Consider the following 12,444-nt stretch of genomic DNA (forward strand, 5'->3'; position numbering starts at 1 on the left):
ATCAACGGTGACACCAGCACGGTGCGCAAGGGAGACGCCGGTGCCTTCTCACCCATCGCCGCCTGAACAGCGGATTATCCGTATCGAGTAGGTGAACGAAACCGGGTCGAGTGTCAGCGCCGCCCTCGAACTCGAGTCGGTGCAAACGATCAACTGCACGCCTATCGTATGCCTCCGCTGAGGCCGGAGGACAGCCCGGAAGGCGGCCGCTCATCGGCGCAGGGCGCGGCGGGCGAGCCAGTTGCCGAGGAACTGGCCGGCCTGGACGATGACGACGATGGTGGCGACGGTGATGTAGACGATCGGCCAGTTGTAGCGCTGCGAGCCGTACGTGATCGCGAAGTCGCCCAGACCGCCGCCCCCGAACAACCCGGCCTGGGCCGACATGTCGACTACGGCGACGAAGATGAAGGTGTATCCGAGAATGATCGGGCCGAGAGCCTCGGGAATCAGCACGGTCACGAGGATGCTGATCGGACGGGCGCCGGCCGCGCGGGCGGCCTCGATCACGCCGGGATCGACGGTGAGAAGGTTCTGCTCGATGATCCGGCTCACCGCGAACGCCGCGGACAGTGACAGCGCGAAGGTGACCGCGTTCGTCCCGATGGTGGTGCCGATGGTGTGCAGCATGATCGGCTGTATCGCGGTCAGGAAGATGACGAACGGGATGGGCCGCACCACATTGACCAACAGGTTCACGAGCACGAACACGGGCCGGTTCGCCGACAGGCTGCCGGGGCGGGTCGCGTAGAGCATCAGGCCGAGGCCCAGTCCGAGCAGCCCGCCGACGGAGACGGAGATGAGGACGATATAGAAGGTCTGCCGGATCGCCTCGCGGTAGACGGCCAGGTTGGTGAGGAACTCGTGCATCTCACTCGCTCTTCTCGGTCACGACGCCGGCGTCGACTTGGCAGTCGTTGATCACTCCGGCTCCTCGATCAGGTCGACCCCGTCGGCGCGCAGCGCCGCGAGTGCGGTGTCCACGGCCCCGTCCGGGCCGGTCAGCTCGAAGGTCAGACCACCGACCGGACGTTCCTGCAGCTCGCTGATGCCTCCGAAGACGATCTCCGCGGCGACCTGATGGTCCAGGAACGTACGCGCCAGGCGGGTCTGGAACCCCGCCCGGTCGCGGACCCGGACGGTCACGAGACGGCCGGAGTGGGCGGCGCGCAGCCGTGCCAGGGTCGCCGGTGACGGGCGGTCGCGCAGAGTCGTTCCGGTGAAGCGGGCGGCCGCCTCGGTCCGCGGGCGCGCGAAGACGTCGTACACGCTGCCGGTCTCGACGACCCGTCCGGCGTCGAGCACCGCGACCCGGTCGGCGACCGCCCGGATGACGTCCAGCTCATGGGTGATGAGCACGATCGTCACGCCGAGGTCGCGGTTGACCCGGCGCAGCAGGGCGAGCACCTCGCCGGTCGTCTCCGGATCCAGCGCGCTGGTCGCCTCGTCGGCGAGCAGGAGGGACGGCTCGGTGGCCAGGGCGCGGGCGATGCCGACCCTCTGCTTCTGCCCGCCGGAGAGTTGCTCGGGATGGTCGTGGGCGCGGTCGAGCAGGCCGACGAAGTCCAGCAGTCGCGCGACCTGCCGCTCCCGCTCATCGCGTCCCATCCCCGCGACCTTCAAGGGGTAGGCGACATTGCCCGCCACCGTGCGTGATCGGAACAGGTTGAACTGCTGGAAGACCATGCCGATGTCACGCCGTACCTCGCGTCGGCCCCGCTCGCCCAGCGCCGTGAGCTCGTGACCGCCGACCAGCACCCGCCCCGAGCTGGGAACCTCCAAGCCGTTGATCAACCGCAGCAGTGTGCTCTTGCCGGCACCGGAGTAACCGATGATCCCGAAAACCTCGCCCCGCCGGATCTCCAGGTCGACGTCCTTGAGCGCCGTCTGCGGCACGCCACGGCGCCCCCTGCCCGGAAAGGTCTTTTCAACATGCTCCAAGCGCACGTGCACGTCGCCGGGTACCCGCACGCCGTCAGGCATCTGCGCCGGCTCGATCACCGGCCCGGTCTCGGTGGACATCGGCCTCCTCATCTTCCCTTGACCCCGGCAGGCGGTGAAGCACCTACTGCTGTGCGGCCCTGGCCTGGCTTTCGACCGTCGCCAACTCGGACTGCAACTGCTCCGGCGGCACCGTGCGGAAGACCGCCGTACCGCTGTTGGCCTTCTGCACGCCCGCCTCCACCGCAGGGTCGTGGTAGAGCGCGGCCAGTTTCAGGTACGTGGAGTTGTCCTTGTCGGAGGCCCGCGCGACGAAGGCGTTCACGTACGGCGCGGCGCTCGAACTGGCCGGGTCGTCCTGGAAGATCGCGTTCGTCGTCGCCAGCTTCGCCGCGGTCGCGAAGTTGTTGTTCACGATCGCCGCGGCGACCGATCCGTTCTGCAACGCACCGGCGGTCTGGGACGCGTCCAGCGTGACCACGTCCACCTTGTGCGTCTGGATGTCGGTGGTGGCGGAGAACGCCGTGCCGCCGTCCTTCAAGGTCAGCAGACCCGCCGCCTGCAGGACCAGCAGGCCGCGGGCCTCGTTGATCGCATCGTTGGGGATCGCGACCTTGGCACCTTCGGGCAGTGCCGACGGCGCACTGTACTTCAGCGAGTACAACGGCAGCGGATACACCGCGGTCGAGCCGATCGGTTCCAGGTCGTCATGCGCGGTGACGTTGTAGTTCGCCAGATACTGGATGTGCTGGAACTGGTTGAGGTCCAGCTGCTTCTCCTTCAACGCCGGGTTCGGCTGGCTGTAGTCGCTGAAGTTCACGAGCTCGACCGTTACCCCGAGCCGCTTCTCGGCCAGATCGGAGAAGGTCTTCCAGTACGGCTGCGACGCGTCCGTCACGCCGATTCGCACCGTCTGCGGGCCGTCGTCGCCGCCCGCGAAGGACCGGATGAGCCCGACCACCAACGCGGCGACCACGACCACCGCGACGGCGGCGATCCACACCAGACGCCGACGGCCACCGCCTCTCGACGGCAGCCGTGGTTCGGCCGGATGCGTTCCCTGCGCCGACGGTCCTGGCGCCTCAGCTGACTCGGACACGGCAACCTCCATGAAGATCGAGTGAAAGACGGAATGAGACCGCACAACAAGGCGCCGTGGGCCGCGGAAGGGGCATCTCGTCTCCTCCCTGAAGGCGAAGAGGAAGAGGCCTTCGGAGACTTAACGGCACCCTTCAGACATACCCATAATAACGGTAGGTTTTACCGGAATCTCCGAGGAACGGTGATCGGGCTCCACGTTCGCGACGCTGTCCCACCCTGCGGCAGCCGGCCACATCGGTGTCGGCTTAGGCTCGCCGCCTCCAGTCCGGTCACCTCAACACGCACTTCAGCCGCAGATCCAAACGGAGTGACGGCAACTGTCCAGTGCGCACGTCGGCCTCGCGGGCCGGTGATACGCCCAGGTGGCCAGCCCGGATCCGGTGAAGAAGCGGTCCCACATGGGCCTCGCTCACCGGGCTGCATCTGGCTGAAGTGCGCGGGGCGCCGTCCGGCGCTACCCGGCCGACATGTCTCCCTTCCTGGCCGTCGGAAGTGAGCCGTCGGTCGCCGAATGGGACGACATCGCCGCGTTCGCGGGCCCAGGTGCCATCGTGGCCGGTGCCACGACCTTGCCCCCGGCCCGGCTGGGAAGTAGTACAGGTCGTGCCAGGTGTCCAGATGCCGGGCGCCGCAGTATCCGGCGCGCCCGACGGGGAGGCGGTGCGGCTGACCGCGGTCGACGCGCCCGAGTTGCTCAACCTCGCCGAACGCACTCGGCCGGGCCCCTTTCTCCCGCGCACCGTCGAACTCGGTACCTACCTCGGCATCCGCCGCCACGGCACACTGGTCGCCATGGCGGGGGAGCGGCTGCACCCGACCGGCTGGACCGAGATCAGTGCCGTCTGCACCGACGCCGCGTTCCGAGGCCAGGGCCTAGCCTCCCGCCTGATCCTGGCGGTCGCCGCGAGCATCCGGCCGAGGGGAGATTCCGTTCCTGCAGGCCGTGGCGAGTAAACCAACGCGATCCGCCTATACGAATCGCTCGGTTTCTCCCCTGCGGCGCAAGACGTCGGTCAACGCCCTCCGCGTTCCTGAGAACGAGGTGATCAGCGCGGCTCGTCCGCGACTCTGACGGCGCGTCTGGCGTCCTGGCCGGTCCCTATGGCTTCAGGCCTGCCGGTCGGAGGGTTCCAGGGCGTCAGCGATCAGACAAGAACGGAGCATCGCGGACTGTCTCTCCCCAGGTGCGCCGCCCCTTCCATTGCAGCAAGAGGTCAGAGTGTGATCAGCTGCCACTGCCGGCCATCGTGGGACCGTCGGTTGCGCTCTCGACGTAATGCCGGATCGGCTCCCGCAATGAGCTCGACATCGTGACCGCCACCGACGCCCTCGCTGCCACGCTCTGGCAGGCAACCGCGGGTCCTGCGATGACTACGGCGAAGCCGCGTCGCTGGCGCCCACGTGGGTGGCTCGACTTCGTGCCCACGCTCACGTTGCTCCGCTACCTGAGCCGGCCACAGGCCGAAGCCAGACTCCGTGATGCCGGGGACTGTGGCACGGGATCAGTCGCCGACCGCGCGGTGCACGCGTCCTCGAAATCGGCCTGGGCGTGCGCGGCCTGACGAAACTCCAGCGCCCGTGTCGACGGACTACTCGTGAATCTCACATTATGAGACGCTCCTTGACTCCATATTACCTACCTGAAATACAGGTAATATGCCGAATGTTGCCCTAACGTCCCGGCGCGCGATCGACTTCATGTACGTGGACAGCAGCCTCTGTCGGTGAACGCGGACCGCCTCGCGCGCGGTTGCGCCGGAGGCGTTCTCCGATCCTTCGCCCTTGACCAAGGGGTTCCCTGTCCCGTCCCGGCGGCCGCATGTGGTCGGCCTCGTCTAGTCGCTTTCCTCCCACTGTTAGGGGCTCGTCATCGCCATGTGGAAATCTCGATTGCACCGGTCCGATCGCCGATCTCGCCGGAGCGCGCACGTCGCGGTCCTCGCCGCGGTTGTGTCGCTCGCGGTCCTCACCGCCGCCTGCGGTTCGTCGTCCTCGACCGCCGGCGGATCCTCGTCCTCAGGCGGGACCGGAGCGGTGCTCAAGCTGCAGGACCCCGGCAACGCCGGCCCGCTCGCCTACGCCAAACGCGAGGGCATCCTGGAAAAGCGGCTCAAGGCCGTCGGCGCCTCGGTGGAGTGGGGCGGTTCCTACGCCTCCTTCACCGCGACCATCGACGCGGTGCACTCGGGATCGGTGAACGTTCTCGCGGGTGCCATCTCGCCCGCAGTCGGCTATCTCGCGAACAGTCCCGACATCAAGATCTTCTCCGTTACCGACCCGGTCACGGACCCGGCCGCGCCGCAGACCGACGGGCTGGTCGTACGGCCCGACAGCCCGATCAAGTCGGTCACGGACTTGGTCGGCAAGCAGGTGGCGGTGAACAAGGGCGGCAAGGGGGAGTACCTGCTCCTGCTCGCCCTGGAGAAGGCCGGAGTCCCGGTCGACCAGGTCAAGCGCGTCTACCTCAACCCCGACCAGGGCGCCGCGGCCTTCGCGACCGGCAAAGTAGACGCCTGGTGGGCGATCGTCAAGGCCTATCCGGAGGCGGTGAACAAGGGTGCCCGGGTGATCGTGCATGGCCGGGATCTCGACGACAAGGACCTGACCATCCTCGCCGCGCGCAACGAACTGCTCGAACAGCACCCCGAGGCGGTCCGCGTCTATCTCGAGGTGCTGCAGGAGCTGACAGAGGAGGCCAAGAAGACACCGGAGAAGTTCGAGAACGTGTTTCTCACGCAGGGGCCGACGGCCGTGAGCGGCGCGCGGCTGGCGCTGGACATCGACACAGCCAAGCACGCCAACATCCCTCGCTACGTCACCCCGGACGACGGCGCCAACATCCAGCAGGTGGCCGATCTCTTCCGGAAGTACGGAGTGGTGTCCGGGCCCATCGATCCGGCGAACGTGCTCTTCGATCTGAAGGCGGCAGCCGGATCTCCGTCGCCCGCCTCGGCCGGGTGACCTGCCATGACCGTGGAGAGAGTGCACATATCAGGTGACGTGGGCGTGCGGTCGGGCCCTGGCGTCCTGCCTGCCGCCGAGGTCTCCGATCTGGAGGCTCCGCGGTATCTCGGTGTCAGACGTCGCCCACCGGCGTTGTCGGGCGGCTTGCGGATCGGCGTACCGCTGCTGCTGCTCGTCGGCTGGTGGTACGGGTCGAGCAGCGGACGCATCCCGCCGGACGTGCTGGCCGCGCCGTCTTCCGTCTTCGACGCCCTACGCGAGCTGATCGCGACCGGCCAACTCGTCGACTATCTGCTTGCCTCGGCGCAGCGGGCAGGGCTCGGCGTGCTCGTCGGCGGCGGGATCGGGCTGGTGCTCGGAGTCGCCGCCGGCATCTCGGCACTGGGTGAGGAACTGGTCGACCCAACCATGCAGATGATGCGGGCGGTGCCTTTCCTTGCGCTGGTCCCGCTGTTCATCTCGTGGTTCGGTGTCGGCGAGACGTTCAAGATCGTGCTGATCGCGGTGTCGGCGGCAGTCCCGATGTACGCCTACACCTACCTCGGGGTCAGGAACGTCGACCGCAAGGTGGTCGAGGCGGCGCGCGGCTTCGGCCTGGGCGGTCACAGGCTGGCCATCGGAGTCATCATCCCGAGCGCGCTGCCCAACATCCTGATGGCGCTGCGCATCTGCCTGTCGGTCTCGCTCACCGGTCTGATCGCCGCCGAACAGATTGGTGCCATCGAGGGCATCGGTTATCTGGTCACTCTCGCCCAGCAGTACTTCCGTCCCGACTACATGGTGCTCTGCATCCTCATTTACGCCGTCCTCGGACTGGTCTTCGACGGCGTGATCCGGTTGCTCGAGCGCCTGGCCATGCCGTGGCGCCGGCACCTGGTCGCCCGATGAGCGCGCGCGGGAGGACTCGATGACCGAGATGACGATCGACAAGGAAGACGCCGCCACCGACGGCCTGGCCGTACGGATCAGCGGGTTGCGCAAGGCCTTCGGAGCGAAGACCGTACTGTCCGGAATCGATCTGGAGATCCGCAGGGGTGAGTTCTTCGCCCTCCTCGGCCCGAGCGGCACCGGGAAGACCACGCTGCTGCGCATCCTGGCGGGTCTGGAGCTCCCCGACGCCGGCACCGTGCTGGCGGCGCGCCGCCGTACGACCGTCTATCAGGAGCCGCGGCTGATCCCGGCCAGGCGCGTGCTGGCCAATGTCATCCTCGGTCTCCCGGCCGCCGCGCGGGAGGCGGGGCGCCGAGCCCTGGCCGAGGTCGGGCTGGAGGGATACGGGCGGGCGTGGCCCGCGACCCTCTCCGGAGGAGAGGCGCAGCGGGTGGCCCTCGCCAGGGCCCTTGTGCGCGATCCCGAAGTGCTGCTGCTCGATGAGCCGTTCGCCGCGCTGGACGCGCTGACCCGCCTCCAGATGCAGGAACTGGTCGCCGAACTCTGCGCGCGGCACCGTCCCGCGGTCGTCCTCGTCACGCACGACGTGGACGAGGCCGTACGGCTGGCGGACCGGGTCGTGGTGCTGCGAGAAGGGACGCTGGCCGTCGACCAGACGATCGACCTGCCCCATCCCCGGGACCGCAACAGCGCCCCGTTCGTCGACTACCGACGGCTCTTCCTGAGCCACCTGGGTGTGGTTCCGGCCTCGCATTAGCTCACCCGCCCACCACCCATCTGGGTGCGTCGGCCCCAACACGACGCAGACGCAGACACACGTAGGAGTCACATGTCTTCCCTTGACAAGATCTGGTACACCCGGTGCCCCGTTCCCACCGCCAGCGGCCTCGCCCACATCCAGGGCTGGTTGAAAGAGGAGTTCCAGGTGGCGGGCCTGGACGTCGGCATCCTTCAGGACGCGGGGCCGGAACTGGCCAAGCACCATTTCGATCACCAGCTTCTCGGGCTGTTCAGGGAGGGCGGCAACGTCCCCGCGCTGGCCGCCCGCTCGGCCAGCGCCCCGACCCGGCTGATCGGCCTGACCTGGATCGAGGAGTGGCAGTCCATCCTCGTCAGGGCCGACTCGGGCATCACCGGCGCCGCAGACCTGGCCGGTGCTCGGGTCGCACTGCCCGCGTGGGCTGAGACCCGCGCCAAGAGCTTCCCTCGGGCCATGGCTCTGCACGGAATCAAGGGCGCGCTGTCCCAGGGCGGACTGACCCTCGACGACGTCATCTTCGTCGAGGTGGCCGCCCAGTCCAGCCCGTCGGTCGGTCGGGACGCCGGCGGGCGGGCGTTCTCCTGGCCGGGCATCGCCGAGTTGGCGCGAGGCGAGGTGGACGCGGTGTACGCCAAGGGGGCGCGGGCCGCCGAGCAGGCCAAGGAGATCGGCGCGGTGGTCGCCGTCGACCTGGACGCGCATCCCGACCGCCGTACCAGGGTCAACAACGGCACCCCGAGGCCGATCACGGTGCACGAGCGGCTCCTGGACGAGCATCCCGATCTGGTCGTCGGATTCCTCGCCCAGACGCTGCGCGCCGCCGACTGGGCGCCGGGCAACCTGAGCCGGGTGCGCGAAATCCTGGCCGGCGAGACGCGGTCCGGGGCGGACGCCGTGACCACCGCCTACCGAGGCAACTTCCATCACTCGCTCCACCCGGACCTCTCGCCCGAGCGGCTGAAACTGCTGCGGATCCAGAAGGACTTCCTGCTGATCCACGGGTTCCTCGACGCCGACGTGGACATCGACGCATGGGCGGCGCCGGAGCCGCTCGAACTGGCCCGCAAGCGGCTCGACGCGCAGGCCGGGCGGAACGGCCTGCCGAGCGTGACGCAGACCGCCGGGGTGATGGCGCGATGACGGACAGTCCGGACTTCCTGATCCCAGTGCCGACCCGGGGAGACGGACGTGACCCGCTGCGACGGGACCGGGGGGACTGGCAACCCGCCGCGCGGCGCCCTCTGCCCGCCCTCGTCACCGATCTACGGCCGGGTGCCTTCGGGCCGTTCGAGCACCTCGCTCAGATCGGCAGGGCAGCGGAGATAGCGGGCCTCGGCGGAGCACTCGTGCCCTTCGACCCCGCCGGCGAGGAGTCCCTGGTCGTGGCCGCCGGCCTGCTGAGACAGAGCCGGCACCTTCGGGTCGTGGCCGGCTTCCATCCAGGGATCGCCACGCCCGTCTACGCGGCCAAGTTCTCCGCGTCCCTCCAGCGGTTCGTCGACAACCGGCTCGGCTGGCAGGTCGACATCGGTCTCGACCCGGCCATCGCCCGGTCGCAGGGGGACTTCCTGCAGGGGGCGGACCGGTACGCGCGGGCAGAGGAGTTCCTCACCGTGGCCAGAGGTGTGTGGAACGAGGAGGGCTACACCTACGAAGGCCGTTTCTACCAGGTGCTCGCGGGCGGATTCCAGCCGCCCAACTCGGGCCTGCCGTTTCCCCGCGTATACCTGACCGGCACCTCATCAGACGCACTCGCAGTCTCGGCGCGGCATGCCGACGTGCACCTGTTCACCGGAGATCAGGACGTGGCGGCAGGCATCGCCGAGCTGGGTGCGCGGTCGGCGGAGGCAGGACGAAGGCTCGAGTACGGTCTGCGGCTCCCCGTCCTGGCACGAGACGACGACGACGAGGCGTGGGACGAGGCGCGGCGGCTGTGGAACATCATCGGCGGCACGGGGGACGGCCTACCTGATCCCGACCCGCGGACCGGTCTGTGGCATGGATTCGGCCGCATCGCCGATTCCGCCAAGCCCGGCCTGGTCGGGTCATACGAGACCGTCGCCGCCGGCATCCGCGGCTACCTCGACCAGGGGGTCACCACGTTCGTCCTGGAGGCACGGCCCCACATCGAGGAGACCTACCGGCTGGGCGAGCGGTTGCTGCCGCTGTTCGCTAAGGAGATCGAGCATGCCCATTGACATCTACTGGCGGATCGGGACTCACGGTGACCAGCAGTCGCTGCGGCGCCGGGTTTCCAGCCGGGGGGAGTGGGCGCCGGTGGTACCCGGCAGCCTGACCCCAGGGGTCCGGGACGGCCGCCGCGACGGCTACTCGTACGTCGATCACATGGCCGACGTCGCCAGAGCCTCGGAGAGCTCCGGGTTCGTCGGCGGCCTGTTGCCGTCGTTCCCGTTCACCGACGACCCGTGGGCCGCAGCCGCGGCACTGGCCCGCGAGACCACGACGTACCGCTTCATGATCGCCTATCAGCCGGGCTTCCTCCACCCGGTGCAGGCGGCCCGGATGTCGGCGAGCCTGCAGCGGGTGACCGGCGGGCGAGTCGTCTACAACATCATCTCGGGAGGTGGCGGCCCTGCCCAGCTCTGGTGGGGTGACCGGGTCGACCACGACGACAGGTATGCGCGGACGTCGGAGTTCCTCGACGTGCTCAAGGGCGTGTGGAACGGTGGCCCGTTCGACTACGAGGGCCGGTTCTACCAGGTCGAGGGGGCGGGACTACCCGAGCCGCTCGCCCGGCAACCCTTCCCGGAGATCTACTTCTCCGGCTCGTCCAAGGCCGCCATCGAGGCGGCGGGGCGGCACGCCGACTACTACCTGTCGTGGCTGGAACCCTTTCCTGAGTTGGCGGCCAAGTTCGTCCAGGTCCGCGAGCACAGCGCCGCGCTCGGGCGAGCCCCCAAGTTCGCCGTCCGCATCGACGTGCTCGCCCGCGAGACAGAGGAGGCGGCATGGGACGAGATCAGGCGCGGCTGGACGCACGTCGACCAGGCGGCGCTGCGCAGCCCGGACGGTGACTCCGTCGGCTGGCTGCGCAGCCAGTCGTTCGTCTCCTGGCCGGTTCGCGATTATCGGGAGCTGGAGGTGTCGCCGAACGTCTGGAGCGGCTTCCACCTGCTCCGCGGCGGTCCCGCCTTCGGGCTCGTGGGGAGCTACGAGCAGGTCGCCGAACGGCTCGACGAACTGATCGGGATCGGAGTCGACGCCTTCATCCTCGCCGGCGTTCCTCACCTGGAGGAGGCCTACCGCGTTGGCGAAGAGGTGCTCCCGCTTCTCCGCGGCCACGACATCCGCCAGGCCTCCCCGCTGTCCCCGCACACATCCCTGTCTGTCGCGAAAGGAACCATCTGATGAGCGTCCGTGTCGGTTACTTCCCCAACAACAACTCGCTTTGGGTCCTGCGCCACCGTGGCATCCTGGAGCGCTCCCTGCCCGATGTCGAATGGGTGGACCTGCGCAGCCTCCCGCAAGGCGAGCGCCCCGATGCCACCGAGGGACTACCCACCGTGCACGGCGACCACCTCTTCGACGGCGGGTACGACTTCATCGGCACCGGTTCCACGCCACCGGTCACCGCGCAGGGCAAGGGACACGACATCGTGTACGTGGCGATCTCCGGATCCCGTCACGAGAACGGCCGGCTGGTCGTGCACGAGGATTCGCCGATCAGTTCTCTGGAGGACCTGAAGGGCAAGCGGGTCGCGCTCGGCCATGGCTCGTGGCAGACCACACTCCTGCTGTTCGCACTCGACCGGGCCGGGCTGACGTGGAAGGACATCGAGCCGGTCGACGCCTACACCGACGCCGCCCAGCTGTTCCTGGACCGTGAGGTCGACGCGTGGGTCGGCTCGTACCCTGCGCTCACCCGCGTCGAGCAGGAGGCCGCTACCCGGGAACTCGTCGCGACCGACGGATTGTTCAGCCACCGATCGCTCTGGTTCACCCGGCGCGACTTCGCCGAAGGGCACCCCGAGGAGCTCGCCGCCATCGTCGGCGCGCTTCAGGAGTCCGACGCGTGGATCCAGCAGAACTATCGAGCCGCGGCCGAACTGTTCGCCGCCGACGACGGTGGGAACGTCGACGCCTGGGAGCACGCCCTGCGCAACCGCCCGTTCGGGCTGCAGCCCGTCACCGACGACTTCGTCGCGGAACAGCAGCGCGCGGCGGACCTCTTCCACGCCAGCGGCCTGATCGATCGGAAGATCACTGTGGCGGAGGCCGTACTGCCCGATACCGCACGGCTCGTGGAGGCGTCCCAGGCCCGGTGACGGGACCAGAAGTGCCACAGGTCCGGACCTGGCCTCCGGGTTCGGACCTGTGCCGTGTGATCAATCCTGGAGCGCCGGCGCACCTGGGCAGCGTGTCAGCACGTCAGTGAGGGACCAGTCCAGGTGGGGAGCCAGGGCGTCCTCGCAGGCCCAGATGTGGCGGGCGAACACCGCCGACGTGCTGAGCAGAGCCTCAGCCATGGCCGCCCACTGTGAGCCCTGCCCGGGAAAGACGAACACCGCACCGCCGCCCGGACCGGCCGCCCCTCCCACCGGTGAGTTCTCGGCCCGCGAACCCATCATTCCCGTGCCATGTATCGGCTCTTCTCCACCACTGTCGACCGGGGTCTGATCCACGTATGTGATGGGGGATCGAGTGCCCGCCTATGCCTGCCGTTCGCGCGTACTCAGCGTAGCGATCACCTCACCTATCGCGCAGGGCGGGGGAATTCCCACAAAACCTATTGACTTTATGTCAAATGCTGCGGAGATTTATCGGCG

Annotated in this window: 12 protein-coding genes; 8 read left to right on the forward strand and 4 right to left on the reverse strand. The window is 68.5% G+C overall.

Annotated features, from left to right (window positions below; all coding sequences use genetic code 11):
• Positions 1-210: 210 nt before the first annotated feature.
• From Pph01_RS34000 to Pph01_RS34010, 3 genes are read right to left on the reverse strand one after another with little or no spacing between them, the layout of a single operon-like run.
• Entirely contained in the window at positions 211-870 is a 660-nt protein-coding gene (locus Pph01_RS34000; RefSeq protein ID WP_204077311.1) for a methionine ABC transporter permease, read from the reverse strand.
• 51 nt (positions 871-921) lie between these two features.
• Complete coding sequence (locus Pph01_RS34005; RefSeq protein ID WP_204077312.1) at positions 922-2,022, reverse strand: methionine ABC transporter ATP-binding protein; 1,101 nt, start codon at positions 2,020-2,022, stop codon at positions 922-924.
• Positions 2,023-2,065: 43 nt separating this feature from the next.
• Positions 2,066-3,040 carry a MetQ/NlpA family ABC transporter substrate-binding protein gene (locus Pph01_RS34010; protein WP_204077313.1) on the reverse strand — a complete coding sequence of 325 codons (975 nt, stop codon included), beginning with the start codon at positions 3,038-3,040 and terminating at the stop codon, positions 2,066-2,068.
• Positions 3,041-3,660: 620 nt separating this feature from the next.
• Between Pph01_RS34010 and Pph01_RS34015 the strand changes: the two genes are divergently transcribed.
• From Pph01_RS34015 to Pph01_RS34050, 8 genes are all read left to right on the forward strand, one after another.
• A complete protein-coding gene (locus Pph01_RS34015; protein ID WP_204077314.1) occupies positions 3,661-3,996 on the forward strand; it encodes a GNAT family N-acetyltransferase in 336 nt (111 codons plus the stop codon).
• A gap of 921 nt (positions 3,997-4,917) precedes the next feature.
• Positions 4,918-6,003 carry an ABC transporter substrate-binding protein gene (locus Pph01_RS34020; protein WP_204077315.1) on the forward strand — a complete coding sequence of 362 codons (1,086 nt, stop codon included), beginning with the start codon at positions 4,918-4,920 and terminating at the stop codon, positions 6,001-6,003.
• A gap of 6 nt (positions 6,004-6,009) precedes the next feature.
• Positions 6,010-6,894, forward strand: coding sequence for an ABC transporter permease (locus Pph01_RS34025; RefSeq protein ID WP_204077316.1), 885 nt, complete (start codon positions 6,010-6,012; stop codon positions 6,892-6,894).
• Positions 6,895-6,913: 19 nt separating this feature from the next.
• Complete coding sequence (locus Pph01_RS34030) at positions 6,914-7,654, forward strand: ABC transporter ATP-binding protein (RefSeq protein ID WP_239117223.1); 741 nt, start codon at positions 6,914-6,916, stop codon at positions 7,652-7,654.
• 72 nt (positions 7,655-7,726) lie between these two features.
• Positions 7,727-8,797, forward strand: a complete 1,071-nt coding sequence (locus Pph01_RS34035; RefSeq protein WP_204077317.1) for an ABC transporter substrate-binding protein — start codon at positions 7,727-7,729, stop codon at positions 8,795-8,797.
• Positions 8,794-9,855, forward strand: coding sequence for an LLM class flavin-dependent oxidoreductase (locus Pph01_RS34040; RefSeq protein ID WP_204077318.1), 1,062 nt, complete (start codon positions 8,794-8,796; stop codon positions 9,853-9,855). The genes Pph01_RS34035 and Pph01_RS34040 overlap by 4 nt, the downstream gene beginning before the upstream one ends.
• Positions 9,845-11,026: an LLM class flavin-dependent oxidoreductase gene (locus tag Pph01_RS34045; protein WP_204077319.1), complete on the forward strand. Its 1,182-nt coding sequence runs from the start codon at positions 9,845-9,847 to the stop codon at positions 11,024-11,026. Before Pph01_RS34040 ends, Pph01_RS34045 begins: the two co-directional genes overlap by 11 nt.
• Entirely contained in the window at positions 11,026-11,943 is a 918-nt protein-coding gene (locus tag Pph01_RS34050) for an ABC transporter substrate-binding protein (RefSeq protein WP_204077320.1), read from the forward strand. The genes Pph01_RS34045 and Pph01_RS34050 overlap by 1 nt, the downstream gene beginning before the upstream one ends.
• 60 nt (positions 11,944-12,003) lie before the next feature.
• Here the strand turns inward: Pph01_RS34050 and Pph01_RS43475 are convergent, their stop codons facing one another.
• Complete coding sequence (locus Pph01_RS43475; protein WP_204077321.1) at positions 12,004-12,246, reverse strand: acyltransferase domain-containing protein; 243 nt, start codon at positions 12,244-12,246, stop codon at positions 12,004-12,006.
• Positions 12,247-12,444 lie beyond the last annotated feature (198 nt).

Origin of the sequence: Planotetraspora phitsanulokensis (assembly GCF_016863295.1) — a bacterium.
In the GTDB taxonomy this organism is placed as follows: domain Bacteria; phylum Actinomycetota; class Actinomycetes; order Streptosporangiales; family Streptosporangiaceae; genus Planotetraspora; species Planotetraspora phitsanulokensis.

Coding starts and splice junctions, on each gene's coding strand:
- Pph01_RS34000 (WP_204077311.1), bottom strand. CDS start 870: ATGCACGAGTTCCTCACCAACCTGGCCGTCTACCGCGAGGCGATCCGG.
- Pph01_RS34005 (WP_204077312.1), bottom strand. CDS start 2,022: ATGTCCACCGAGACCGGGCCGGTGATCGAGCCGGCGCAGATGCCTGAC.
- Pph01_RS34015 (WP_204077314.1), top strand. CDS start 3,661: ATGCCGGGCGCCGCAGTATCCGGCGCGCCCGACGGGGAGGCGGTGCGG.
- Pph01_RS34020 (WP_204077315.1), top strand. CDS start 4,918: ATGTGGAAATCTCGATTGCACCGGTCCGATCGCCGATCTCGCCGGAGC.
- Pph01_RS34025 (WP_204077316.1), top strand. CDS start 6,010: ATGACCGTGGAGAGAGTGCACATATCAGGTGACGTGGGCGTGCGGTCG.
- Pph01_RS34030 (WP_239117223.1), top strand. CDS start 6,914: ATGACCGAGATGACGATCGACAAGGAAGACGCCGCCACCGACGGCCTG.
- Pph01_RS34035 (WP_204077317.1), top strand. CDS start 7,727: ATGTCTTCCCTTGACAAGATCTGGTACACCCGGTGCCCCGTTCCCACC.
- Pph01_RS34040 (WP_204077318.1), top strand. CDS start 8,794: ATGACGGACAGTCCGGACTTCCTGATCCCAGTGCCGACCCGGGGAGAC.
- Pph01_RS34045 (WP_204077319.1), top strand. CDS start 9,845: ATGCCCATTGACATCTACTGGCGGATCGGGACTCACGGTGACCAGCAG.
- Pph01_RS34050 (WP_204077320.1), top strand. CDS start 11,026: ATGAGCGTCCGTGTCGGTTACTTCCCCAACAACAACTCGCTTTGGGTC.
- Pph01_RS43475 (WP_204077321.1), bottom strand. CDS start 12,246: ATGATGGGTTCGCGGGCCGAGAACTCACCGGTGGGAGGGGCGGCCGGT.